Here is a 23,821-nt window from a genome sequence, read left to right on the forward strand (position 1 = left end):
ATCTACCACGAGCCCTGATTAGGCATAGAGAGCCACGGCTCTTGCGGCGGTAGGCTCTCACCTCTTTGCAATAGCTCAATGGATATTTGGTCCGGCGAGCGAATGAATGCCATGTATCCATCGCGCGGGGGGCGCAAGATCGTCACTCCGCTGTCCATCAGGTGCTGGCAGGTCTCATAGATGTTGTCGACCGCATAGGCGAGATGCCCGAAATTGCGCCCGCCGGTGTATTCTTCTTCCTGATCCCAGTTGTGGGTCAGCTCGATCTCGGGTGCGCCTTTTTCGGTTGCCAGAAAGACCAGTGTAAAGCGACCCTGTTCGCTGTCTTTACGACGCGTTTCAATCAGTCCCAGTTTGGTGCAAAAGAAATCCAGCGCCGCGTCGAGGTCTTTCACGCGAATCATTGTGTGTAGATACTTCATGGTTGCTCTCCGTAGATGTCTGATTTGAAGGGTAGCAGAGTGCGTGCTTCGGCTATATAGGCTTCCACTTGTGCTCTTTCGTGGCGCATGTGGTGCGCGATTGCAGCATGGTATTCACGATGGGCCAGCCAGTGCGCGCTGAAAGTTGGGGTTGGCTCAAAGCCCCGCGGTATCTTGTGTTCACCTTGGGTCCCAGGGTCAAATACACGCAGTCCGTGCGCGATGGCATACTCGATGCCTTGATAATAGCAGGCCTCGAAATGCAGGCAGTCGACATCGTAAAGGGCGCCCCAATAGCGGCCGAATAAACGTTCATCACTCTTAAAGAATAGCGCACCACCAATCAATTCTTCACCGCGAAAGGCCAGAGCATAAACGGTTTGCTGCGCCATCCGAGACTGGAGCAACGTAAAAAATGATTCAGTCAGATAGCCGGTGCGTCCGCGTTTCAAATAGGTGGTGTGGTAGAACAGATAGAACTGCCGCAGCCAGTCTGATGTCATATCCACACCTTCAATCATGCGCAGCTCGACACCTTGCGCAAGCACTTTTTGTCGCTCCTTGCGCACCGTCTTACGGCGCCGTGCTGTCATATTGTCGAGGAAGTCATGGAAGTCCCGATACCCCTTGTTCTGCCAATGAAACTGGCAGTCTTGGCGTAATATGTAGTCTGGGCTCTTAAACTGTTGTGCCAGTTCGGGTTCGGGAAAGAGAATATGCCAGCCACTGGAACCGGTGTCTCTGCACAAGTCTGGCAGCTGTGCAGTCCATTCGGCGAGGTGCTCTGGCCGCCAGTCGCCCAGAATACGCGGGCCTTGTGACGGCGTGTAGGGAATGGCGGTCAGCAGCTTGGGGTAATAATTCAGTCCACTGTGCGCGTAAGCGTTCGCCCAGCTCCAGTCGAAAACGTACTCGCCATAGGAATGGTCTTTGCGGTACACCGGCATAAACAAACCATCTGTGTGTCGCGCGTGTGTCGGCTCCCAACCGGTATCGACCGTCACGCTGCCAGACTCAGCAAGAACAGACAGAAACACCTCAGTTAGAAACGGATTGCTACTACTGGGCTGTGGAAGATCGGTCGAGTTAGTTTGGGCTGCATTTAGAGACCAGTTCATGGGGTGTTTATGTGCTCCCAGAGGTGATGGGTTGATGTACGGTAACAGAGATCACCTAGGTCACTGCCGTGGTCGGCTATAATAACAGCATAATTACCGCTATACTGCGGCGGCAATGCATTTGTCTGTACAGTGATATGTGGAGGTTCAGATTCCCGATGGAAAAAAATACGGATAAAGACTCGGGTGCATTTGAGTTGGATCATCGTTTGCAATCCGACTGTGCACACGTCGGTGACTTGATGTTGTGTCGCGTGCTTCTGATGAAGGATGCCAATTACCCGTGGATAGTCCTCGTGCCCAAAAGGGAGCATGTGTCGGAGGTCTATCAATTAGACACCGATGACCAAGAACAGCTTATTTGGGAGTCGTCGTTCGTCGCGCAGTGTCTAGCGAAAGAATTCTCCGCCGACAAAATGAACGTGGCGGCGTTGGGCAACGTGGTGAAGCAGTTACACATTCACCATGTGGTGCGCAAGCACACCGATCCGGCTTGGCCAGACCCCGTATGGGGCCGGGTGGCGCCACGCGGCTATACGTCGGCACAGCTAAAAGATCGCGTACTGCGCTTACAGAAAGCGTTTCAAACCAGTACGTTCAAACCCGCAGAGTTTTGAGGCGCGCAGGAATAGATAAAAGTTATCTATTCCTGCCACTTTTCATCTTTCCTTCATCATCCTGAAATCACACTGTCACGACCCCTGCGCATAGTTGCTAAAGCGACTATCGAGGAGTCCAGACATGACCAAGACTATCTTCGCCAGCATTCATCAAATTGATGTACGTACCTTTACATGGTGCATGGGCCGCAAGCGGCGCGAGCGCATAACGTGGCTGAGTCGCCACCTGTCACGCACTGCAGACGGACCGATGTATCTTGTAGCTGCTTTGGTGCTGTATTTCTTTTATGACGGGTTTACGACCGCATGGGCTAACGCCATGCTGCTAGCCATTGCCGTTGAGCGTGTGTTGTACCTCATCATCAAAAAAGGTTTCAAGCGCAATCGGCCACAAGAGGCGTTGGTGGATTTTCGCAGTTTTATTCGGCCGTCAGATCAGTTCAGTTTCCCTTCAGGGCACACATCCTGTGCCTTTCTCTTCGCGACCTTTATGGCCACCCTGTTTCCACAATTCACGGTGGTGTGGTTTATCTGGGCATCAAGTATCGCGTTCTCGCGGGTTTTTCTGGGTGTGCACTTCCCGACCGATACCATGGTGGGTGCGGTGATGGGCAGTGCCACAGCATGGTGGACAATTGGGATGATGGGTTTATGAAGATATTGTACGGTGTACAGGCAACAGGGAACGGCCATATCACGCGCGCTCGCGCCATGCAGCCAGCACTGGCACGTCGGGGTGTAGAGGTAGATTTCCTGTTTACCGGTCGGTCTCGTGAGAAACTGTTCGATATGGATGCCTTTGGGCGCTATGACGTGCGGCGAGGATTGACATTCGCCATAGAGCGCGGCCGCGTTAACCTACCGAAAACGGTGTTGCAGGCGAATCTGTTAGAGTTGGTGCGTGATGTGCGCACCTTGGACCTGTCGCCTTACGATTTGGTGCTCACTGACTTTGAGCCGGTGTCTGCTTGGGCTGCGCGTCGCTCTGGCAAGCCATGCATTGGCATCGGGCATCAGTACGCTTTCCCTTTTGACATTCCAAAAGCCGGCGACTCTTGGGCGGCTCAGCAGGTCATGAAATGGTTCGCCCCGGCATCCATCAGCTTGGGGGCACATTGGCACCATTTTAACTCACCTATTTTGCCACCCCTGATGCACCCGACAGCGGAGACACAAGAGGCTGACTCTGACCAAATACTGGTGTATCTGCCGTTTGAAGAGGCCGCTGATATCATGGATTTGCTGGAGCCGATAACCGACTACCGTTTTCATGTATTCACCGATGCTTTGCCGCCTGGTGTGCAAGACAATATTGAGATACATCCATTTGGCCGCGATAACTTTCAACAGAAGTTGCAGGCGTGCCAGTCGGTATTGTGTAACGCTGGCTTTGAGTTGGCCAGTGAAGCCCTGCAGCTCGGAAGACGCATCTTGGTGAAGCCTATGCACGGGCAGATGGAGCAGGCTTCCAATGCAAAGGCGTTGCAAGAACTGGGTTATGGAACGGCGGCAAATCAACTGACGACTGAGCTGATTTTGCATTGGATGCGCACTGCGCCGTGCGTGCAGATTCGTTATCCAGACGTGGCTGATGCTGTGGCACAGTGGGTGGCCTCCGGTGACTGGAGTGGCACTGAGAATTTGGTGAATAGCCTTTGGCGTCAGGTAGATTTTGGGACACACATGAAGGCCAATAACACCCACTTGATCACCTGATAAGAACGTATAGCAAGAGGTTTGACTATTCAGTAAACTATTTTTGCCAAAAGGCTTGAGTCTAAGTCGATCTTTGTAAATAATGTTTTACAAAATAACTATAGAATCGACTTAGACTTATGCGCATACACATTCTTTGTGAAAACCGCTTGGGGATTGCCCAGGAGGTGTTAGATCGTCTCGTTCAAAATGAAATCGACCTGCTAGGCATTGAAACTCATGTTGAGGGTGAGATTTTTCTGAGCATTCCAACGCTGGCGTTTGATCAATTCCAACAAATTATGCCGCAGTTGCGCCACATTGATGGTGTACACGATGTCAGTACCGTGTCCTTCATGCCCATGGAGCGCGAAAAAGAAGAACTCAAGGTGCTGCTTTCGACCCTACCTGAACCTGTCATCAGCTTGGATGTTAACGGTCGTATTCAGATTGCTAATCGCGCAGCCGGTGCAGCCTTACAAGCTGATCCCATGAGCTTACGTGGCGAAGGGCTGCGTAAACACCTGCGCGGCTTCAACCTGAACAAATGGCTGCGCGACGGAAACCATCAGCATGAAAGCGCTTTTGTGCAAGTGGCCAAGCAGGCCTTTCTGGCTGACATCTACCCAGTTTATATACCGGATGATCACGGTCGTCAGCAGTTTGCAGGGGCTGTGATCACGCTTAAGTCGCCGACGCGACTCGGTAAGCAAATGCAAACCTACAGTCAAACGCAAAGTGAATTTTCTGCCATGGTGGCAGAGAGTAAGTCCATGCGTGAACTGATTCGTCAGGCTCGCCGCATGGCGGTGTTGGACGCGCCGGTGTTGATCACCGGTGAAACTGGTACCGGTAAAGACTTGATGGCGCGTGCCTGCCACAACTTCAGCCTGCGCCGTGACAAACCTTTTGCGGTAATAAACTGCGCCTCCATGCCACCAGAGGCAGCGGAAACCGAGCTGTTTGGGGTATGCGAAGGTGCCATTCCCGGTATGGCTGCGCACGAAGGAATATTCGAGAAATACAATGGCGGCACGGTGTTTTTGGATGAGGTCGGCGACCTGCCACTCAGTATCCAGGCTAAACTGTTGCGTGTGCTGCAAGAAGGTAGTTTCCGCAAAGTTGGTGCCGAAGAAGAGCAGTCGGTAGATTTGCGCATTGTGTGTTCTTCGCAGAAAGACCTGTCTGCGTTGGTGGATCAGGGCGTCATGCGGCAAGACTTGTATTACCGCATCAATGTATTAACGCTTAACCTGCCGCCATTGCGTGATCGTCGTGCGGACATCATTCCGTTGGCCCGACATTTTGTCCAACGCATTGCAGAAACCAGTCGGCGCTTCGTCACCATGAGTGACGAAACCCTCAACCTGCTCAAGCAGCAGAACTGGCCGGGGAACGTACGGCAGTTGGAGAACGCCCTGTATCGTGCCGTGTCGATGGTCGAAGAGGACATCATAGAACCACGTCATCTGGATATTCCAGAAACGTCAGCGGCTATGTCGGTGCAGGTGTCAGAATTTGAAGGGACGTTGGAAAGCTCGGTGAAGGAGTTTGAGGCCAAGTTGTTGCGCGCTCTGTACCCGTCGTTTCCCAGCTCTCGCCAGTTGGGCAAGCGTTTGGGTTTGTCGCATACGGCGGTGGCAAATAAGCTGAGGGAGTACAATATCGGGCGTCGGCGGGGTTAGAAACGACGAAAAAGGGCACCTATGTACCCTTTTATGTCTAGGAGGTAGGGCGGTGTGTTTATACCCGCTGGAGGATAGGCGGGTGTAAACACACCGCCCTACGGTTTACGATCAGAGCAATTGCAGAGGAGCAGTTGCTAGCCAGGCCTTCAATTCAGCGTGGTGTACTCAGGGCCGACACCAACCGACCAGAAAATCACCGTAATAGCCATTAGGCTGACAAACATCACCAAGCCGATGGTGACGATGGAGGATGCGAACATGAAGCCTCGCCCTTCTGGAATCTTCATCAGGATAGGCGTGCCTTCATATAGCAAGTAAACCGCGTAGGTTAAGCCAGCAAATGCGGCAAACATCATAAACCACAGGTTAGGGTAAGCAGCTGAGATACCGGCTAAAAACAGCGGGATCGAGGTGTAGGTAGCCAGTGCTACACCGCGTGGTGTGTGGTCTTCATCTTGGTAGGTGATCGACAGAAAATCGATGAATTTACCGAGAATAAAAACTCCAGCGAGGGTCGCCAAATAGAACATCACACACAGCTGCAATGCGCTGGCGGGCGTCAGGGCTTCAATGATGCCGCGTTCACCGAATGACCAGCCGACCCGTGTTACACCCCAGTACGCAGCCAGCGCTGGCAAGGCCGCCAAAAATGGCGTGTGCGTCAGGAAGTGCCGTTGTACGGTATTGGGTTCCTGACGAATAGCTTCCCATTCCTGATCTGGCCGGGTAAACAAGCCCCAGAGGTGATTGAGGATCATGCACGGATCTCCTTGTTTGCTGCTTATTCAGCGGCATTTGTTGTTGTCGTTGAGCCGATTATAGGCAGCGCCAAGAATGCCTGCAAAGAAAGGTGCACTATACAGTGATCTGGATCAACTGCGTTTTTTGCTGATCCGCGCCGCCGTGATGGTGTTATTGCTGACCTGCAGAATTTCAACGCGATAATCGCCGATGCGTAAGCTCGACGTGGCGTCGGGAATGTCTTCCAGTTCTTCTATGATCAAGCCAGAGAGCGTTTTGGCGCCATCGGTAGGTAGGTTCCAATCCAAAGCCTTGTTGATTTCACGAACACTGGCCGTGCCGTCAATGATGAATGTACCATCTCGCTGCGGATGAATGTCCTTGGTGTTGTCTGCCTCATCAGTGGTGAACTCACCAACGATTTCTTCCAAGATATCATCCAGCGTTACCAAACCCTGCACGTCACCGTATTCGTCGACCACCAAGCCCATGCGCACCTTGGTGCGCTGGAAGTTGAACAGCTGCGTTTGCAGTGGTGTCGTCTCTGGTACGAAGTAGGGGTCTTTCGCTTTACGCGATAACATCACACGCGATGGCTTGTCGCTGGTAAGAAACTCTGCTGCGTCACGAATGTGTAGGATGCCCACCACTTTATCCAGATCGCCCTTGTACACCGGCAAGCGTGTGTAAGGGGTTTCGTTCAATTGCGTGCGAATGTCTTCAATGCTGTCGTCCAGGTTGATGCCGGCCAGCTCGCCACGCGGCACCATGATGTCCTCAACCGTTACGTTGTCCAGATCAAGAATGCCCAAAAGCATACTTTGACGAGACGTCGCCAGTGCGCCGCCAGACTGCTGCAACATGGTGCGCAGTTCTTCAGAGTTCAGGGCGTGGTTGTCTTTGCTGTCAAAGGGTATACGAAACAACGCAATGAGTGCGCGTGATGTCCAGTTCACCACCACGACGACAGGGTACAAAATATACAACAGCGGTAACAGCAACAGCGACGCCGGGTAAGCAATGCGCTCAGGGAACTTTTGCGCTAAGGTTTTCGGCGTTACTTCAGAAAAAATAAGAATGGCCAGTGTCAGCACACCGGTAGCGGTGGCAATGGCGAGATCTTGGTGTGTTGGGTACAGCCGGATGGCGATGATGGTCGCAATGGCACTGGCAGCAATATTAACCAGATTGTTGCCAATCAGAATCACGCCAATCAAACGCTCGGGCATATCCAATAGACGGCGCGCACGAAGAGCGCCAGATTCACCACTGTCGGCACGATGGTTTAACCGATAGCGATTCAGACTCATCATGCCTGTCTCAGAACTCGAGAAAAAGGCGGATATGGCAAGTAGCGCAGCGAGAGCGGCAAATAGCAGCCCTATGGGAACCTCGTTCAAGGAGATTTTAAACCTTTCTGTTGGACACAACGGGTTTGTACGGCGCGACGGATAAAATGTCAAGCCAATGTCGATTTGATAGTATAGGTTGTTCTTAACGGGTTTAATATTGGTCCGGGTAAGGACATCGCCAAGCTCGTTGATTGGCGATTCATTGATTATGAGGCGTAAGGCAGTCGGCGGACTTTCTAAAGTGGCAGCGTAATGAATAGATGTAAATGCAAATGCCTTGAATCCTATACAGAGGAGCGTTTTTTCAGTGCTAAGAGAGATCACCCAAGCTGATTTTGAGTTGTTCTGGCCTACCTTTCAGTCCGTCATAAAGGCTCAAGAAACTTATGCGTTCGATCCCACCATGAGCATTGAAGACGCCTATCAACTGTGGTGTGTGACGCCGACCAAGACCTTTGTATACGAAGATGATGGCCAGATTTTGGGGTCGTATTACATCAAACCCAATGCCATGGGGCCGGGTAATCATGTGTGTAATTGCGGGTACATGGTGGCCGATGCGGCGCGAGGTAAGGGTGTTGCTCGGCAGATGTGTGAGCATTCGCAAGATATTGCCGTGCGTTTGGGTTTTGAGGCGATGCAGTTTAACGCTGTGGTCGCAACCAATGAGGTGGCCGTGAAACTGTGGCAGAAGCTCGGTTTTGTAATCATCGGCACCTTGCCCAAAGCCTATCGCCACGGCACCTTGGGCTACGTCGATAGCTACATCATGCACAAGCAATTGCGCACGCAATGAACCTCGGCAGCACTCAGGCAGTGCGTTGTAGAATCACTTCCAATACAAATTTCGACCCAAAGAACGCCAACAACAACAGTATGTACGCTGCGGTGAACCAGCGCAGCGTCATCAGAGCGCGCCAACCCCATAGGTGGTGTCCGATGAACAGCACGGCGAAGAAAAGCCATGACAGGAGGGTCAGTGACGTTTTGTGCAACAGATGTTGTGCAAAATAGTTGTCTACGAAGATAAAGCCCATCAGCATTGCCAGTGTAAGCAGAGTAAAGCCAATCCACGCCAACTTAAATTGTGTGCTTTCCATGGATTGCAGCGGTGGCAAGCGTTTGGTAAGGGCAGAGAAGTGATGAGTCTTTAATGCTCGGTCGTGTGTGCGCAGCAGTAGGGCGTATACCATGGTGACGCTGAACACGGCCAGTGCAAGTAGGGCAAACAGTATGTGCAGGGTTACGCCGAACGAGAACGATCGAGCTTGATAAGGGCTTTCAATAAAGATGCCCGCCAAAACCGCAACGGTGCAGACCGGTAAGAGCCACTGGCCCAAGTTTACTTGGAAATCGCGCAATTGCGACAGTAACAACATCACTGCAATCACCAGTGCGACGACCGACAAGGCCTTAAATAGCCCTAAGTCCAGTCCGCCAGACACCCAAATGGCTTGTTTTAATCCAAGGGTATGTAAAACCACCGCAATAGTCAGTGCTCCACAAATAAACCACTTGTTGGAAAATAGCGCTGTTGGTCGCCATTGAGACAAGGCCAGGAGGCCATAAATGAAGGCGGCGGGTAAAGCGAGCACAGTAATACCTCTGAATTCGGAATCGTCGGTGGAACCAACGCAATTGCATCAGTATACTGCACAGCCTGAATGAGGTGAACGTTGGATTTAGCATGTTCGGTAACCTAACGGAAAAGTTAAACGGCTCCCTGCGCAAAATTACTGGGCAGGCTAGGCTGACAGAAGACAATATTAAAGACACGCTGCGCGATGTGCGTATGGCGCTATTGGAAGCGGACGTCGCCTTGCCGGTGGTGAAAACTTTCATTGACCAGGTGCGGGAGAAAGCGTTGGGTGCGGATGTCGCACGCGCGTTGAATCCCGGGCAGGCATTCCTAAAGATTGTGCACCAAGAGCTGGTGCACATCATGGGCGATGCCAACGAAGCCTTGGCCTTGAATGTCCAACCGCCAGCGGTCGTGTTGATGGCCGGTCTCCAAGGGGCGGGTAAAACGACCTCGGTTGCGAAGTTGGCGCGGTACCTGATTGAGCGCGAGAAGAAAAAAGTCGCGGTGGTCAGTGCCGATGTCTATCGTCCCGCAGCCATTGGGCAGCTGGAAACGCTGGCGGCGCAAGTCGGCGCGATTTTCATCCCATCGGATGCCAGCGACAAACCCGCTAAGATTGTGAAGAACGCTCTGGCGTCTGCGAAAAAGCAGTATGTCGATGTGCTCCTGATCGATACTGCGGGTCGCCTGGCGATTGATGCCGATATGATGGCGGAAATCGCTGATCTGCATAAAATCGCTCAGCCTGCTGAAACGCTGTTTGTCGTTGATGCAATGACGGGTCAGGATGCTGCGAATACAGCGAAGGCGTTCAGTGAAACGCTGCCGTTGACCGGGGTAATTCTGACCAAGACAGACGGTGATGCCCGTGGCGGTGCTGCTTTGTCGGTGCGGCAGATCACCGGTAAACCGATCAAGTTTCTGGGTGTGGGTGAGAAGACCGATGCGTTGGAACCCTTCCATCCAGATCGCGTAGCCTCCCGTATACTCGACATGGGCGATATGCTTTCTCTGATCGAGGAAGTAGAGCGCAAAGTCGACAAAGCTAAGGCTGACAAGCTGGCGCAAAAGCTTAAGAAAGGCAAAGGCTTTGATCTGGAAGACTTCCGTGATCAGCTGCAGCAGATGTCCAACATGGGCGGCATGGCTGGTTTGATGGACAAGCTGCCAGGCATGGGGCAGATGAAAGAGGCCGCTGCGAAACAGGTTAATGACGGCATGTTTCGCCAGATGGAAGCGATCATTAACTCCATGACGGTGCTAGAGCGTCGTTTCCCCGATAAGATCAATGGGTCGCGTAAACGTCGCATTGCCATGGGCTCTGGCACTCAGATTCAAGACATCAATCGTTTGTTGAAGCAACATAAACAGATGCAAAAGATGATGAAGAAGATGGGGCAGAAGGGTGGTATGCAGAAGATGATGCGCGGCATGCAAGGTATGATGCCACCTGGTGGTGGAGGCTTTCCGCCCGGTGGTATGCCGCCTTTTGGCCGGTAGGGCGGGTGTTTACACCCGCGTCATCTACGTCAAACGGCGGGTATCAATACCCGCCTTACGCCATGTCATCACACCTTCAGTTTACTGAGCTGTTCATCTAGGTCGTCGGTGATTTCCTGCATGGAGTCACTGACGCCTTTTACATCGTTGGCGAGTTCAGCCAAGCGCGTACTGGCTTCTTCGATGCCGGTGATGTTCTTATTAATTTCCTCATTTACCTGATTCTGTTCTTCCGCTGCCGTGGCAACTTGCGCAGAGTTGTCGGTGATCGAGGAAATGCGAGAAGCGACTGACTCCATTTGTACATAAGCGCCATCGGCGTCTGCCACGGCTTTGCTGACGCGCGAAGTGCTGGCTTCAATTTGACTGACTGAAGCATTCACGTCTTTCTGCAAGGTGTTGATCAGAGACTGTATTTCCTCCGTTGAATCTTGGGTGCGCGCGGCTAGGTTGCGGACTTCGTCGGCAACAACGGCAAAACCACGGCCCTGTTCGCCAGCCCGCGCTGCTTCAATCGCAGCGTTCAGTGCGAGCAGGTTGGTCTGCTCAGCAATCGCTTGAATAACCTCTATGATGCCGGTTATGTTCTCGCTGCTTTTCGCCACGCTGGCGACACGCTCGCTGGCGTTGTTCATTTCACGGGCGACCTCACGGACCTCTTCAACCGTATGACGGAAGGCTTCTTGGGCTTCTTGTAGCGCTTGGTTCGATTGGTCCGCGTCGCTGGCCGTGCCGCTGGCAAGTTGCGCCACTTCGTTGGCTGTGGCCGACATCTCATTCATGGCTGATGCGACACTTTGCATTTCAAGTTGCTGGGCATCAGTGGCGGCAGCGGTGTCACGTGAGGTGTTAACCAGAATAGAGCTTTGGTCGCGCAAGTCCGATGCCGACTCTTTTAGCTCAGTGATCATGATGCGCAATTTTTCGCTGAAGCTGTTGAAGCCATTGGCGATGCCGATAAGCTCGGCATGACTCTTCACCGTCATTTGCTTGGTCAAATCACCTTCTGCACCGGCCAGTTCTTCGAAAAGGTCACGCATGGCGACCATAGGTTGGGTCGCGACGCGCAACCACAGACTGATAAGTGATATAGCTACCACTAAAAGCAGCAAACCCGACACCACCATGGTGCCTGCCGTCGCTTGGTAGCCGGCAATCAAGGTGCGTTCCAGTTCGTCACTGCTGGCGTAGGCGACGCTGCGAGGAATCGAAATCACGACACTCCACTCGGTATCCACGTCTTCAATCTCAACGGGAGAGCGCACAATAATGTTGTCGTTGTAGCTGCCAATGCTACCGGTCAGCGCCTGTAATCCTTGATGGAGCTCCGGGTTAACCCGGCTCACTAAGTCGCCTAGCCGATCAGGGTAGCGAGAGCTGGCCACCAATAAACCGAGTTCGCTAAACAGGTAGATGTCTGCGGCGCCATCAAACAAAGCGCGCTGGTACTCGACCACTTGGTCTTGAACGTCAGGCATGTTGATGTCAACCCCAGCCACGCCGCGAAAGGTGCCAGCAGTGATAATGGGGTGTACCAAGGATGTCAGCAGTACTTCATAACCTTCCTCTATTTCGTAGAGGTAGGGTTCCATGATGCAGGGTTTTAGCGTGTCACGGCTACACAGGTACCATTCTGACTCCCGGTTGCCAAATTCGTCCAATGATTCATCGAATTTGAATTCGACATCTTCAGTGCGGTAGTAAACCAGTTCATCACCATCGCGCACCCAATAAATGTCGAGGCTGCCGGTATCTGAGGTGTGGTCAGCCGCTGAGCCTCGGTTAAAGGCATCAAAACCGTCGTACGCATTTTCTTCGAAATGGGCATAAGCAGAGCCGAGACCTGGGTTCGCTGCCAGGGTATCGCCGACCAAGCTCAGAACGGTATCGCGTTGAAAACTGGCGCGCCCGGTGTCATTGCCACGGGCGGTAGAGGAAAAAATCGCGCTCATGGTGCGCGAGATATCAAAACTGCGATTCAGAAAACTGGCGACCTCATCAGATATTAGCTCAGTGGTGTCCAGTAAGTTTTGTTCGACCAGGCCGCCGATCGATTCAGAGGCGTCGCGCACTGCTCGGTCACCATTGGCTTGCATGGTGAACCATCCAATACCAATGACCGTGATAAGGGTAACGAAGATGCCAGCAGCAATTCCTAGGGTAAGTTTCAAGCGTAGCGACAATTGGCGCACCGGTGACAATCCTCTTGTGTGAGATGAACGTAGCAATCTGCCTGCGCTTTTTCTGACCGCCTTATTCAGTGGCGATTCTTAGTATCTTGATTGAATAGTAGTTAATGCTTTTAAACGAGGCAAACAAATAGTTAAGAAGTTCTACTCAAGTAAACAGGCTGTCATTAAATGTTCGCTCACAATAGTGGCATTGCAGTGACACGTGCTCACCGCGCGGGAATACCTTGAAGCGAGACTGTACGGGTTCATTGTGTGATATGCAGTTGCTGTTAGGGCAGGGTACGACGCCTTCTAGTGTATCCGGCAGAGACATCTTGTATTTGTTGACGACCTCGTAATTATCAATCACGTTGATGGTGGCGTCCGGCGCAAACAGGGCTAGCTCATAAGCCTGTTGCTCGGAAAATAACCAGTCATCGACTTTCACCAAGTCTTTCTGACCCATATCTTTGCTGGGTAAGTTCAAGCCGACTGTCAGGCGAACATGTGGCGAAAGTTTTTGAATACGATGAACGATCTTAATGCCATTGCCTTTGGGAATATGGTCAATTACCGTCCCGCGGTTAATGGCTTCCACCTGTAATTTATGCTCACTCATCTATTAACCTGCCTGAATCGATTCGTTGAGAAGTAGGGCGAGCAGAGCCATGCGTGCATATACGCCGTTTTCAGCCTGTTGGAAATAATAAGCATGCGGTGTGGCATCGACAGAAACATGAATCTCGTTGACGCGAGGCAATGGATGCAAAACACGCAAATGCGGCTGCGCCGAGGCCAGCATATCGGCGTTAAGTACATATTGTGATGCGATGTGCATGTATTCCGTCGGGTCGAAACGTTCTTTCTGCACGCGTGTCATGTAGATGACATCAACCTCGGGAATGACCGATTCCAAATTAGCGGCACGCTCATAGTAAACGCCACGCCGTGAAAGCTCTTCCAGCAAGTAGTCCGGCATGGCCAGCGCATCGGGAGAGATGAAATAATAGCTGGCGCCAAAATGGGCGCAGGCTTGCGCTAAAGAATGCACGGTACGGCCATACTTCAGGTCGCCGACAAAGGCGATTTTCAAACCGTCGAGTTTGCCCTGGCATTCGTACAGTGTGAACAGGTCGAGCAATGTTTGGGTGGGGTGCTGATTCGCGCCGTCGCCGCCGTTAATAACGGGTACGGTAGCGAATTCGCTGGCCAGTCGAGCAGAGCCTTCTTGCGGGTGACGCATGATAATGGCGTCGGTATAAGACGATATCATTCGAATGGTGTCGGCCAATGTTTCGCCCTTTTTGGCCGATGTATTGCTGCCGTCGGCAAAGCCAATGAGTTGCCCACCCAATCGATGTACTGCTGTCTCGAATGAGAGTCGTGTCCGCGTTGACGCTTCAAAAAAACAACTGGCCAGCACGCGGTCGCGCAACCAAGGCTCGTAATGGCCCTGTTTGATCCGTTCTGCGGTACTGATAATGAGTTCTAGGGCCTGCTTGTCGAGGTCGGAAATAGAGACAATGTCTTTCTGGTAGAGCATGTTGGACATGGTGGGGTCCTGGTCTGCTGGCCCTAGTGTAGGTGCCATTCGTGGCCTTGGTTGGACGGTATCTTAACCGACCACATTAGATATAGGCAATTCAGTGAAGAAATTGGCAGAAAATGTATAAAAACTGAACCTTGGGTTAGTTGTTGTGGCGCAGTCTTTTTGTGATAGTGGCGTCGCTGCACAGCAGTGCAGGGTGCCCAATGGCGAATCACTTCAGTGTGGAGGTGATCGGCGGTCACGGGCGATTACTATTTTAGAAAAGGAAAAGTTCTAAACATGATTGAATTAAAGAAAGTGTTCGGTTTGGTATTGGCTTCATTGGTTATGTTCGGTGCGATGTCGTTGTCCGCCGAGGAACTGACGGATTTTCCAGCCGACTATTCAGATGAATTGGTCATCATGGTCAATATTAACCTGGACGATGCCGAGAAAATGGCGGTTGCCTTGGCCGGTATCGGACCCGCGCGGGCTGCTGCCATTGTCGCGCACCGCGAAGAGTTCGGGCCCTTTGCCTCAGTTGAGGACCTGTTAGCGATCAGCGGTATTGGGCCGCGTACGTTAGAGGCTATTCGTCATCAGCTGGTGGTGGGCGATAGCTAGGCTAGGCAAGTGATGCAGCAAGGCTCGCGCGCCAGCGAGGGTCTTCTGCACACACCGCAATAAACCATGGGTTCAGTAATGAGTCCTTCGTATTGTAATTCAGGCGCTCTCCGGTTTCCGCATTAATTACCAGCGCGCCTGCTTCTTCTGCGATCACCTGTGATGCTGCTGTATCCCATTCCGATGTCAGTCCCAGGCGTGGATATATGTGTGCCTCGCCAGCCGCGATCATGCACGTTTTGATGGCGCTGCCGACAGGTGTCAATTGATGGTCGCCCAGATGGTTGAGGAATGCATTCACCGCCTTGTCATGAAAGGAGCGGCTACCGAGCGCTAGCCAAGGTTCATTGGCTGGTGGTGCTGAGCGGGTATGCAAGCGCCGAGGTGGTTGGTCTGGTTGCGTGAGGTGTTGGTGATAAGCCCCTGCACCCTGTTCGGCGTACCAAAGCTCGTGGCGCGCTGGCGCATAGACTACGCCAAGCACCGGAAAATGATGGTCGATTAAGGCGATATTTACGGTGAAGTCGCCGTTTCGTTTGACGAATTCCTTGGTACCGTCCAGCGGGTCAACCAGCCAATAGCGTTGCCATTTTTGACGTTCAAGCCACGGTGTGAGGCCCGATTCTTCCGTCAGCACAGGTATATCTGGCGTCAACTTTTGCAGTGCTGACTCAATGAGTTTATTGGCAGCGATGTCTGCGGCGGTTACTGGTGTGTTGTCGGACTTATTCTGCACGGCAAAGTCTTGTTGATACACTTGCATAATGGCTTCGCCAGCCGACTGGGCGATGCGGATGATGTCTTGCAGCATGAAATGTCCTGCCGAGTAGAGTCTATGCGGTGCCTGAGAGTAGCTAACTTGCGGTGGAATGTCATCTGGCTTGGTTGTTCAGTGAAACAGAATGCGATCCAGAGTGGCTTGGTTGTTTACTGATCAAAAGCGTAAAAATCCCTTAGAATTCAGTTGCTTATTTGATCAGGTTCCCTATAGTAAGGGCATAGAAATCTAACTACTGAGACTTCCATGGAAAATCTTGACACCCTGGTAGCTGAAACTCTTGATATTATAGCTGCCACGGATTCGCCCTCAGCATTGGAAGAACTGCGTGTTCGTAAGCTGGGAAAGAAAGGTGACCTGACGCAACTGCTCAAACAACTGGGTCAGTTGTCGGCTGAAGAACGACCGGCCGCTGGCGCATTGATTAATGCAGCGAAAGAGCAGGTCGCGGCGGCACTGAACGCTCGTAAGGCGAGTCTGGAAGAGGCCGAGTTGGCGCGTCAGTTAGCCAATGAAACAGTGGACGTTACCTTGCCCGGGCGAACAAACGGAGCAGGGGGCATGCACCCCGTCACCCGCACCATAGAACGCATGACGGACTTCTTCACACGCATGGGTTATCTGGTTGCCGAAGGTCCGGAAGTTGAAGACGATTATCACAACTTCGAAGCGTTGAATATTCCTTCGCATCACCCCGCGCGGGCCATGCATGACACCTTCTATTTTGATGCCACTCGCTTGTTGCGCACGCACACGTCACCCGTTCAGGTACGTGTAATGAGTCAGCAAGAACCTCCGGTACGTATAGTCTGCCCTGGTCGCGTTTATCGTTGCGACTCCGACTTGACTCATACGCCGATGTTTCACCAGATGGAAGGTCTGCTGGTTGATGAGAAAGTCAGTTTTGCCGACCTGAAAGGCACTGTTGAATCTTTTCTGCGTGAGTTCTTTGAAAAAGACCTGGCCGTGCGTTTCCGGCCCAGTTATTTCCCCTTTACAGAGCCGTCGGCGGAAGTCGACATGGAATGTGTGCACTGTGGTGGTGAGGGGTGCCGCGTGTGCAGCCATACCGGTTGGCTCGAAGTGATGGGCTGTGGCATGGTGCATCCTGAAGTACTGCGGTACGCCAATATTGACCCCGAGCGCTATCAGGGCTTTGCTTTTGGTATGGGTGTAGAGCGCTTGGCAATGCTGCGATACGGTGTAAACGATTTGCGCATGTTCTTTGAGAACGATTTGAAATTTTTGGCGCAGTTTAAGTGAAGTCCAACAGACAAGTAATTGATCATGAAATTTAGCGAAACCTGGTTAAGACAGTGGGTAAACCCGGCAATAGATTCTGATGCTTTAATGCACCAGGTCACCATGGCGGGTTTGGAAGTCGACGGCGCGGAGCCTGTTGCAGGCGAGTTTACAGGCGTAGTGGTCGCTGAAATCGAATCCGCTGAACCCCATCCCAATGCCGACAAGCTGCAAGTGTGCCGTGTAAACGACGGCACTGAATCTTGGTCTGTTGTGTGCGGCGCGCCCAATGCGCGTGCTGGTTTGAAAGTCGCCTTTGCCCGCGTTGGCGCGGTACTGCCGGGTGACTTCAAGATTAAAAAAGCCAAGCTGCGTCAGGTAGAAAGCTTTGGCATGCTGTGCAGTGGTAAAGAGTTGGAACTGTCCGACGACCACGACGGCATTATGGAACTGCCCGCTGATGCACCTTTGGGCACCGATATTCGCAGCTACCTGAATTTAGACGACCTGTGCATCGAAGTGGATCTTACGCCGAACCGTGCCGACTGCCTCAGTATCGCCGGCCTCGCCCGTGAAGTGGGCGTGTTGAATGAGGTGCCGGTGTGTGCGCCTGAAATACCGGCTGTGCCTGCGACGGTCAGTGACATGTTTCCCATCGCCGTTATGGCGCCGGAAGGCTGCCCACGCTATCTGGGTCGGGTGATTCGTAATATCGATGCCAAAGCCGTTACCCCGGTATGGATGCAAGAGCGCTTGCGACGCGGCGGTGTGCGCAGCATTGACCCTGTGGTCGATGTCACCAATTACGTGATGTTGGAGTTGGGTCAGCCGATGCATGGCTTTGACTTGGCGACATTGAACGGCGGGATTCACGTGCGTTGGGCAAATGAAGGCGAATCGCTGACCTTGCTGGATGGCCAAACCGTTAATTTACGAAGTGATACCCTAGTGATCGCCGATGAAAAGCACCCGCTGGCTATGGCTGGGGTGATGGGTGGCGAGAATACGGGTATCAGCGGTGAAACACGCGATATCTTTTTAGAGTGCGCGTTTTTCGCACCACTGCAACTGGCGGGTAAAGCTCGTTCGTACGGTTTGCACACCGATTCATCGCATCGCTACGAGCGTGGGGTGGACCATGCATTACAAGCGCGCGCCATGGAGCGTGCAACTGCGTTGTTGCTGGAAATTGTGGGTGGTGAGCCCGGCCCGGTTTCAGAAGTAGTGGCCGAAGAGCACTTGCCTAACGTCGCGCCCGTAACAGTATCCCATGCTCAGATCGCTGCGGCGCTGGGGTTGGATATTCCGACAGAGCAGGTCACACGCATTCTTACTGGGCTTGGCTTTGGTGTCGACTATGCCAATGAACAGTGGACCGTCAGTGTGCCCGGCTGGCGCTTTGATATTTCGATTACTGCAGACTTGATTGAAGAAGTTGGTCGAATATACGGCTATGACCGTCTGCCGGTGTCTTATCCGGTAGCACCAATGGCGATATCGCCGTTGCCTGAATCGGTACAAAGTGGCCGGTTGATCGCGCAGCGCATGGTGTCTTTGGGTTACCAGGAAGTCGTGAGTTACAGCTTTGTTGCGCCGGAATTGCAGGCACTGCTAGAGCCGGACGTGACGGCATTAGCGTTAGCGAACCCTATATCTGAAGACCTCGGTGTGATGCGAACCACCGTTATTGCCGGATTGTTGGGTGCTTTGCAGCACAACATTAAGCGTCAGCAAGACCGGGTGCGCTTGTTCGAAACCGGTTTGGTGTTTCGTGGTGCGCTGGATACCTTACAGCAAGATAAAAAGGTTGCTGGTCTGATTTATGGTCCACGTTCTGGTGTCTCTTGGTTGAACGGTGCAGCCGGTGTCGACTTCTACGACCTGAAAGGTGATGTCGAGGCTTTGCTGGCGTTGTCAGAGGGTAATGAGATTACCTTCGCGCCGACGAATGTGCCTTACCTGCACCCTGGTCAGGCCGCCATTGTCATGGTCAATGGTGAAAGCGTTGGTGTGTTGGGTCGTATTCACCCACGCTTGGACAAAGCACTGGGCCTGAAGAAGCCGGCCTATGTATTTGAATTGGATTTTAATGCGGTTATTACGCGCCGCATTCCTGTTTATAAGGGAATCTCCCGATTCCCCGCAAGTCGACGTGATATTGCCGTGGTGGTGGGTACTTCGGTACCAGCGCACGACCTACTGTCCGCAGCTAAAACAGTTGCTGGAGAGTGGGTAACGAGCGCAGATGTCTTCGACGTCTATGAGGGTGAACGTATTGGGGCCGGGTTGCGCAGTATTGCACTGCAGCTGACGTGGCAACACCCAGAGCGCCCGATGGCTGAAGAGGAAGTCACAACCGCCATGAACGCTGTCATAGAGCGCTTGCAAGAGGATTTTGAGGCGACATTGAGGAGCTGAACCATGGCACTGACCAAATCCGAAATGGCTGAACGTTTGTACGAAGAGCTGGGGCTCAACAAGCGCGAAGCCAAAGAGATGGTTGAACTGTTTTTCTTAGAGATAACAGAAAGCCTGGTGCACAACGAGCAGGTAAAGTTATCCGGTTTCGGTAACTTTGACCTGCGTGATAAGCGACAGAGACCGGGAAGAAACCCTAAAACGGGTGAAGAAATACCGATCTCTGCGCGGCGTGTCGTAACGTTCCGGCCTGGCCAAAAGCTAAAGGTGCAGGTTGAGAATTACGACGGTAATGTTGGGCTGGACGTCGAATAACATGCCTGATATTCCAGCCAAACGATACTTCACCATTGGTGAAGTGGCGGAGCTTTGCGGCTTGAAGACCCATGTATTGCGTTATTGGGAGCAAGAGTTTCCGCAACTGAATCCGGTGAAGCGACGCGGCAATCGGCGTTATTATCAGCGTGACGACGTGCTCCTTATTCATACTATTCGGCAACTGCTCTACGAGGAAGGCTTCACCATCAATGGTGCCAGACAGAAGCTTGAACAAGAGCAGAAATCCCGGCAAAAGCCCGCTAAGCCGCCTGTTTCCTTAGAGGAAGCAATGAGTCCCGCTGTGGTGTCGTCGCACACTATAGAGCGCGATGATTCGGCGCGACTGACGGCCGAAGACATTGGGGCCGACTTTGATTTAGGGCATTTACGTATCCCGAAACAGCCACCGAAAATTGTCAGCATCACCCGCAACGATATTTCAGAGTTGCTGGATATGCTGGAAGAGGCTAGAGACTGGCTGAAATAAAGGCTTGTATTTTCAATCGGTTAGAGTATTATCCTCCGCGTAGTCGGGCATTAGCGCAGTCTGGTAGCGCATCGTCATGGGGTGGCGAGGGTCAGAGGTTCAAATCCTCTATGCCCGACCAAATTTCCCTCCTTTTCCAATCTATGTTCTCGCCGTTCAGGCGCTGCAATTTTATCGTTATTCTGGTGGAGTCTCTTTGTGACATCCGGTGACGTTAGCTTTTCTCATCTGGTCGACCGTTTTCAAAAAAACATCTATGACTCGCGTAAGGGTCAGATTCGTATGGCCATCGTTTCGCGAGCCATGCAGCCATTTTGTCAGCAAGAAAAACCCTTGCGTGTGTTGGATGCTGCAGGTGGCTTAGGTCAAATGACTGCGTTATTTGCCGGTCACGGGCATCGTGTGACTTACAACGACCTAGCCCCAGAAATGCTGGTAGCGGCACAACGCAATTTGCCTGAAGGGGTTGGCACGGCTGCAATAAAATGGGCTCAGGGGCCTTTACAAGCGTTGCAGGGGCAGTTTGACTTGGTCTTAGGACATGCGGTGTTGGAGTGGTTGGTAGAGCCAAAAGATGGTTTGGCGAGTCTTTGTGATCGAGTGGCGCCGGGTGGCTATTTGTCGCTTTTGTTCTACAATGCAGAGAGCATAATTTTTAAAAACCTGCTTAAAGGTAATTTGCGCAAGGCGACGAGCAATCATTATGCCGGCGATAGAAAGGGGCTGACGCCTGTTTCGCCGTTGAATATTCTGGATGTGGAGTCTTGGCTCAGCGATCTTGGCATGAACGTGACTGAGCGCTTGGGCGTTCGTTGTTTTACTGACTTCATGTGGCCATTGTTCAAAGATAATCCACGCTTGGAAGATCAAATAGAGTTAGAGTGGGAGTTGGGGCAGCGTTTGGAATACCGTCCTTTTGCTCGGTATTTGCACTACATCGTGCATAAGCCCGAATAATGTCTTGTTTTTATTTTGTTTTTGTCTAGGATTGTGATTTTAGTCGGTAGGTTATACGCACTGTGCAGTCTATTCTTAGAGAATGACTAACTGAAAATTATACTGGGGAAATATGCCGTATCCCTTGCCTGTTGTTCCCGAAATCAGGACATTGTTGGACTTGCTAAGGCAACATAGAGTTGAAATACATCTCTATGGGTATCTAGATGGTCGCCATCTCCCATTTGTCGATGTCTCTCGCAGTGCCGCGGTCATTCTGGCCAATACCGACATCCCGCCGGGCTTTACGTTCATCTACGCCTACCCCATGTCCGGTCAGGCGTGCATTTTGGGCGACAAGGATCCTTTACAGGTGGATTGTGACGACCTAGCGGAGCGTTTGCGGGTCTTTCGGCCACCGAGCTACAGTGAAGAAACCTACGATAAACACCTGCCTGACCTGCTTGAGCAAGCCGAGTACTTGCGGCAATTTCCGCCAACTCGCTTGGTGTATGTCGGAAAGGGGGATCTATGCGATCAAGCTCTACAGGCTTGGCTGGGGGCGCTTAGTAGCTAGTACACAGCTCAGTGCTACTTCGCTGTGTAGATCGTTGTGCTATTGCGCCCGCCGTCTTTTGATTCATAAAGGGCATGATCAGCAGCTTCTATCCAATCTTGTTCAGTTCCCATTTGATCGTTCAGCTCAGCAATGCCTAAACTGATGGTGATATTGAACTCAGTGCTGTCATGCTTCATTGTGGATTCTTCAATGATGTGGCGCAAGCGCTCAGCAAAGACAAGTGCATCTTGTGCGGTCGTCTCCGGCAGAATAATCGCAAATTCTTCTCCGCCGTAACGTCCACCTATGTCTGTTTCGCGGATATTCAGACGTAATTGACGACCGATAAAGCGGATCACATCATCGCCGGCCACATGCCCATGTGTGTCATTTACTTGCTTAAAAAAGTCTACGTCTAACATAATCAAGCTGGCTGGATGCTGGTGGCGACGGCTGCGTTGCAGTTCTCGGTGTAAGCACTCCTGCCAAAAAGAACGATTGAACAGTTGGCTCAATCCGTCCGTTCGACTTAATCGCTCCAGTTCACCATTGGCATCCTGCAGCGCTAGTTTGCTGGTTGCGATGTCGGTAACGTCAAAGATAACCAGCGCAATGTGTGTAACCTCCCCGCGTGTGTCGACAATGGGGTAGAGCATGCTGTTCTGATACATGAACTCGGCGGTGCTGGTGATCGGGTGGTAATTCCGAAAGCGCACTAGATATGGCCGTTGTTCCCAAGTGGTGAAAGTGCGGATGTTGAGCATGCGAACGGTGTCGGTTTTTTGCCGAAACCATTGCTCGGGTAATTCTGGGAATACCGCGAAGAGACTTTTGTTCTTAACACTGCTGGCTTGCTTACCCGAGTGATTCTCCATGAATGCATTCCAGGTGGTAATGTGATATTCGTTATCAATCACCACTAGCCCAATGTCTATGGTTTGCAGGATCTCAACCATCCAGTGAAAATCGCGGATATCGTTGTTATCAGCCATCTTTAATCCAAAAGGTACTGTATTTTTTTCCAGAGCACGGGCAGTGACTCTTCGGTAAAGAGCACCAGTAGGTCGCAATGAACGTTATGGTTCTCAATGTTGTAGCTGATCTCTATAGAAAGCGTCTTGTGCCAACTGTGGTTGGTGGGTTTCAACAGATCACGAATAGGCTGATGCTGCCCCAGAACGGTGGGGTGGCCTTGGCTAAAATTCAGGTCAACCTGTTCGGAAAACTTGCGAATGAAGGCACCGATCAGGATGTTGGCAACATCCATCAGTAATTCGATTTCAATGTCATCAGATTGTTGGCCGGTATAAGCCATCAGTGCTGCAATGTCTTCAAAGCTGGAATCGTTAAAGATGAGCATGGCTTCGCCGGTAACGCCATTGCCAGCAAAACCCTGGCAGACGGCAGAGGACCGCTCTTCGCCATCCAGCGCTTGCAACGCCATATGGAGATCGGTGATCTCAATGACATTTACCTTAGGGATAGGCAATTCCACAAAAACATCAAGCAAACGAGCTAGCAGGCTGGCTGCCTGGCCCATTGCGACGTTAGAAAGCTCTTGCAAGCAGTCGCGTTGCTCTTCGTTTAGCAGTAGTTGTTCAGTCACGATTGAACAATGCCCCTATAAAATGCCAAATTCTGACAAAACTTGACGGGTCTTGTCTGGATCTATGGGTTTTTCAATGAAGTCCAGTGCGCCGAGTTGCTTAACTCGGGCGACCGCTTCTGGTTGTACATCTCCCGAAACGACGATCACCATGCAGGGTAGGTCTTCTTTTTTGATGACCTCAAGCACTTGATAGCCGTCCATTATGGGCATGGTGAGATCGAGAAACATAATGTTGCCCTTGCCCGCTCTTACGGCGTCCAGGGCTTCTAAGCCATTCTCGGCATAACTGATGGTGACGTCCCAGTCGGGCGGCAGCGTACGCGCCATTTGTTTGCGCGCGAAGCTGGAATCATCACAAATTAGGATTGGAGTCGACATGGTCAAATAGGCTACTAATTCTAATACTGATAAGTTTAGGACAATAACACAAAAA

Annotated in this window: 24 protein-coding genes, 1 tRNA gene and 1 pseudogene; 14 read left to right on the forward strand and 12 right to left on the reverse strand. The window is 51.9% G+C overall.

All coding sequences use genetic code 11. The annotated features are described in order from the left end of the window. Window positions 1–2 precede the first annotated feature (2 nt). The gene (locus NFC81_RS06840; protein ID WP_304996783.1) at window positions 3–422 is read right to left on the reverse strand and encodes a VOC family protein; all 420 of its coding nucleotides are present in this window, start codon (window positions 420–422) and stop codon (window positions 3–5) included. Further along, window positions 419–1,540, reverse strand: a complete 1,122-nt coding sequence (locus NFC81_RS06845) for a GNAT family N-acetyltransferase (RefSeq protein ID WP_304996784.1) — start codon at window positions 1,538–1,540, stop codon at window positions 419–421. The genes NFC81_RS06840 and NFC81_RS06845 overlap by 4 nt, the downstream gene beginning before the upstream one ends. Window positions 1,541–1,698: 158 nt before the next feature. On the opposite strand from NFC81_RS06845, the gene NFC81_RS06850 reads away from it, so the two are divergent. The 4 genes from NFC81_RS06850 (at window position 1,699) to tyrR (ending at window position 5,540) form a co-directional block, all read left to right on the forward strand. Beyond that, on the forward strand, window positions 1,699–2,157 hold the full coding sequence (locus tag NFC81_RS06850) for an HIT family protein (RefSeq protein ID WP_304996785.1): 459 nt from the start codon (window positions 1,699–1,701) through the stop codon (window positions 2,155–2,157). A gap of 124 nt (window positions 2,158–2,281) precedes the next feature. Continuing rightward, on the forward strand, window positions 2,282–2,815 hold the full coding sequence (locus NFC81_RS06855) for a phosphatase PAP2 family protein (RefSeq protein WP_304996786.1): 534 nt from the start codon (window positions 2,282–2,284) through the stop codon (window positions 2,813–2,815). Then, complete coding sequence (locus tag NFC81_RS06860) at window positions 2,812–3,876, forward strand: MJ1255/VC2487 family glycosyltransferase (protein WP_304996787.1); 1,065 nt, start codon at window positions 2,812–2,814, stop codon at window positions 3,874–3,876. The genes NFC81_RS06855 and NFC81_RS06860 overlap by 4 nt, the downstream gene beginning before the upstream one ends. Before the next feature lie 119 nt (window positions 3,877–3,995). After that, window positions 3,996–5,540: a transcriptional regulator TyrR gene (gene tyrR / locus NFC81_RS06865; RefSeq protein ID WP_304996788.1), complete on the forward strand. Its 1,545-nt coding sequence runs from the start codon at window positions 3,996–3,998 to the stop codon at window positions 5,538–5,540. A 149-nt stretch (window positions 5,541–5,689) separates the two neighbouring features. Here the strand turns inward: tyrR and NFC81_RS06870 are convergent, their stop codons facing one another. Both NFC81_RS06870 and NFC81_RS06875 read right to left on the reverse strand, forming a co-directional pair. Next, window positions 5,690–6,301: a Yip1 family protein gene (locus NFC81_RS06870; protein WP_304996789.1), complete on the reverse strand. Its 612-nt coding sequence runs from the start codon at window positions 6,299–6,301 to the stop codon at window positions 5,690–5,692. A 114-nt stretch (window positions 6,302–6,415) separates the two neighbouring features. Next, window positions 6,416–7,684: an HlyC/CorC family transporter gene (locus NFC81_RS06875; protein WP_304996790.1), complete on the reverse strand. Its 1,269-nt coding sequence runs from the start codon at window positions 7,682–7,684 to the stop codon at window positions 6,416–6,418. Between the two features lie 259 nt (window positions 7,685–7,943). Here NFC81_RS06875 and NFC81_RS06880 point away from each other — a divergent pair, with 259 nt between their 5' ends. After that, the gene (locus NFC81_RS06880) at window positions 7,944–8,432 is read left to right on the forward strand and encodes a GNAT family N-acetyltransferase (protein WP_304996791.1); all 489 of its coding nucleotides are present in this window, start codon (window positions 7,944–7,946) and stop codon (window positions 8,430–8,432) included. A gap of 13 nt (window positions 8,433–8,445) precedes the next feature. Here the strand turns inward: NFC81_RS06880 and NFC81_RS06885 are convergent, their stop codons facing one another. Then, window positions 8,446–9,231 carry a cytochrome c biogenesis protein CcsA gene (locus NFC81_RS06885; RefSeq protein WP_304996792.1) on the reverse strand — a complete coding sequence of 262 codons (786 nt, stop codon included), beginning with the start codon at window positions 9,229–9,231 and terminating at the stop codon, window positions 8,446–8,448. A 92-nt stretch (window positions 9,232–9,323) separates the two neighbouring features. Here NFC81_RS06885 and ffh point away from each other — a divergent pair, with 92 nt between their 5' ends. Continuing rightward, window positions 9,324–10,718 carry a signal recognition particle protein gene (ffh, locus tag NFC81_RS06890; protein WP_304996793.1) on the forward strand — a complete coding sequence of 465 codons (1,395 nt, stop codon included), beginning with the start codon at window positions 9,324–9,326 and terminating at the stop codon, window positions 10,716–10,718. A gap of 68 nt (window positions 10,719–10,786) precedes the next feature. Here ffh and NFC81_RS06895 read toward each other — a convergent pair whose 3' ends face one another. From NFC81_RS06895 to pyrB, 3 genes are all read right to left on the reverse strand, one after another. Continuing rightward, window positions 10,787–12,910, reverse strand: coding sequence for a methyl-accepting chemotaxis protein (locus tag NFC81_RS06895; RefSeq protein WP_304996794.1), 2,124 nt, complete (start codon window positions 12,908–12,910; stop codon window positions 10,787–10,789). Between the two features lie 145 nt (window positions 12,911–13,055). Then, a complete protein-coding gene (gene pyrI, locus NFC81_RS06900) occupies window positions 13,056–13,508 on the reverse strand; it encodes an aspartate carbamoyltransferase regulatory subunit (RefSeq protein WP_304996795.1) in 453 nt (150 codons plus the stop codon). 3 nt (window positions 13,509–13,511) lie between these two features. Next, complete coding sequence (pyrB, locus tag NFC81_RS06905) at window positions 13,512–14,441, reverse strand: aspartate carbamoyltransferase (protein WP_304996796.1); 930 nt, start codon at window positions 14,439–14,441, stop codon at window positions 13,512–13,514. A gap of 276 nt (window positions 14,442–14,717) precedes the next feature. Between pyrB and NFC81_RS06910 the strand changes: the two genes are divergently transcribed. Continuing rightward, window positions 14,718–15,041, forward strand: coding sequence for a helix-hairpin-helix domain-containing protein (locus tag NFC81_RS06910; RefSeq protein WP_304996797.1), 324 nt, complete (start codon window positions 14,718–14,720; stop codon window positions 15,039–15,041). 1 nt (window position 15,042) lies between these two features. Here the strand turns inward: NFC81_RS06910 and cysQ are convergent, their stop codons facing one another. Further along, window positions 15,043–15,852, reverse strand: a complete 810-nt coding sequence (gene cysQ / locus NFC81_RS06915; RefSeq protein WP_304996798.1) for a 3'(2'),5'-bisphosphate nucleotidase CysQ — start codon at window positions 15,850–15,852, stop codon at window positions 15,043–15,045. A 213-nt stretch (window positions 15,853–16,065) separates the two neighbouring features. Here cysQ and pheS point away from each other — a divergent pair, with 213 nt between their 5' ends. From pheS to NFC81_RS06950, 7 genes and pseudogenes are all read left to right on the forward strand, one after another. After that, window positions 16,066–17,082, forward strand: coding sequence for a phenylalanine--tRNA ligase subunit alpha (gene pheS / locus NFC81_RS06920; RefSeq protein ID WP_304996799.1), 1,017 nt, complete (start codon window positions 16,066–16,068; stop codon window positions 17,080–17,082). A 24-nt stretch (window positions 17,083–17,106) separates the two neighbouring features. Beyond that, on the forward strand, window positions 17,107–19,479 hold the full coding sequence (gene pheT, locus NFC81_RS06925) for a phenylalanine--tRNA ligase subunit beta (RefSeq protein WP_304996800.1): 2,373 nt from the start codon (window positions 17,107–17,109) through the stop codon (window positions 19,477–19,479). Window positions 19,480–19,482: 3 nt separating this feature from the next. Beyond that, the gene (gene ihfA, locus NFC81_RS06930) at window positions 19,483–19,794 is read left to right on the forward strand and encodes an integration host factor subunit alpha (RefSeq protein WP_304996801.1); all 312 of its coding nucleotides are present in this window, start codon (window positions 19,483–19,485) and stop codon (window positions 19,792–19,794) included. Beyond that, a pseudogene (locus NFC81_RS06935) lies at window positions 19,772–20,038 on the forward strand (MerR family transcriptional regulator); the annotation flags it as partial. The gene ihfA and the pseudogene NFC81_RS06935, both read left to right, overlap by 23 nt. A 290-nt stretch (window positions 20,039–20,328) precedes the next feature. After that, window positions 20,329–20,405 (forward strand) — tRNA-Pro (locus tag NFC81_RS06940). Between the two features lie 77 nt (window positions 20,406–20,482). Beyond that, window positions 20,483–21,241: a methyltransferase domain-containing protein gene (locus NFC81_RS06945; RefSeq protein WP_304996802.1), complete on the forward strand. Its 759-nt coding sequence runs from the start codon at window positions 20,483–20,485 to the stop codon at window positions 21,239–21,241. Window positions 21,242–21,401: 160 nt separating this feature from the next. Further along, window positions 21,402–21,797 (forward strand): hypothetical protein, encoded by a 396-nt coding sequence (locus tag NFC81_RS06950; RefSeq protein WP_304996803.1) that lies wholly within the window; start codon window positions 21,402–21,404, stop codon window positions 21,795–21,797. A 14-nt stretch (window positions 21,798–21,811) separates the two neighbouring features. On the opposite strand, the gene NFC81_RS06955 is transcribed toward NFC81_RS06950, so the two are convergent. Genes NFC81_RS06955 through NFC81_RS06965 form a run of 3 tightly spaced genes read right to left on the reverse strand, consistent with a single transcriptional unit; the run spans window position 21,812 to window position 23,766 of the window. Continuing rightward, window positions 21,812–22,771 carry a diguanylate cyclase gene (locus NFC81_RS06955; protein ID WP_304996804.1) on the reverse strand — a complete coding sequence of 320 codons (960 nt, stop codon included), beginning with the start codon at window positions 22,769–22,771 and terminating at the stop codon, window positions 21,812–21,814. A 2-nt stretch (window positions 22,772–22,773) separates the two neighbouring features. Next, window positions 22,774–23,385 (reverse strand): histidine kinase, encoded by a 612-nt coding sequence (locus NFC81_RS06960; RefSeq protein ID WP_304996805.1) that lies wholly within the window; start codon window positions 23,383–23,385, stop codon window positions 22,774–22,776. 15 nt (window positions 23,386–23,400) lie between these two features. After that, the gene (locus NFC81_RS06965; RefSeq protein ID WP_304996806.1) at window positions 23,401–23,766 is read right to left on the reverse strand and encodes a response regulator; all 366 of its coding nucleotides are present in this window, start codon (window positions 23,764–23,766) and stop codon (window positions 23,401–23,403) included. Between the last annotated feature and the right edge of the window lie 55 nt (window positions 23,767–23,821).

The sequence above is a fragment of the Salinispirillum sp. LH 10-3-1 genome (genome assembly GCF_030643825.1).
Lineage (GTDB): Bacteria > Pseudomonadota > Gammaproteobacteria > Pseudomonadales > Natronospirillaceae > Salinispirillum.

Coding starts and splice junctions, on each gene's coding strand:
- NFC81_RS06860 (WP_304996787.1), top strand. CDS start 2,812: ATGAAGATATTGTACGGTGTACAGGCAACAGGGAACGGCCATATCACG.
- tyrR (WP_304996788.1), top strand. CDS start 3,996: ATGCGCATACACATTCTTTGTGAAAACCGCTTGGGGATTGCCCAGGAG.
- pyrB (WP_304996796.1), bottom strand. CDS start 14,441: ATGTCCAACATGCTCTACCAGAAAGACATTGTCTCTATTTCCGACCTC.
- NFC81_RS06965 (WP_304996806.1), bottom strand. CDS start 23,766: ATGTCGACTCCAATCCTAATTTGTGATGATTCCAGCTTCGCGCGCAAA.
- NFC81_RS06850 (WP_304996785.1), top strand. CDS start 1,699: ATGGAAAAAAATACGGATAAAGACTCGGGTGCATTTGAGTTGGATCAT.
- pheT (WP_304996800.1), top strand. CDS start 17,107: ATGAAATTTAGCGAAACCTGGTTAAGACAGTGGGTAAACCCGGCAATA.
- NFC81_RS06955 (WP_304996804.1), bottom strand. CDS start 22,771: ATGGCTGATAACAACGATATCCGCGATTTTCACTGGATGGTTGAGATC.
- NFC81_RS06845 (WP_304996784.1), bottom strand. CDS start 1,540: ATGAACTGGTCTCTAAATGCAGCCCAAACTAACTCGACCGATCTTCCA.
- cysQ (WP_304996798.1), bottom strand. CDS start 15,852: ATGCTGCAAGACATCATCCGCATCGCCCAGTCGGCTGGCGAAGCCATT.
- ihfA (WP_304996801.1), top strand. CDS start 19,483: ATGGCACTGACCAAATCCGAAATGGCTGAACGTTTGTACGAAGAGCTG.
- pyrI (WP_304996795.1), bottom strand. CDS start 13,508: ATGAGTGAGCATAAATTACAGGTGGAAGCCATTAACCGCGGGACGGTA.
- NFC81_RS06910 (WP_304996797.1), top strand. CDS start 14,718: ATGATTGAATTAAAGAAAGTGTTCGGTTTGGTATTGGCTTCATTGGTT.
- NFC81_RS06855 (WP_304996786.1), top strand. CDS start 2,282: ATGACCAAGACTATCTTCGCCAGCATTCATCAAATTGATGTACGTACC.
- pheS (WP_304996799.1), top strand. CDS start 16,066: ATGGAAAATCTTGACACCCTGGTAGCTGAAACTCTTGATATTATAGCT.
- ffh (WP_304996793.1), top strand. CDS start 9,324: ATGTTCGGTAACCTAACGGAAAAGTTAAACGGCTCCCTGCGCAAAATT.
- NFC81_RS06870 (WP_304996789.1), bottom strand. CDS start 6,301: ATGATCCTCAATCACCTCTGGGGCTTGTTTACCCGGCCAGATCAGGAA.
- NFC81_RS06840 (WP_304996783.1), bottom strand. CDS start 422: ATGAAGTATCTACACACAATGATTCGCGTGAAAGACCTCGACGCGGCG.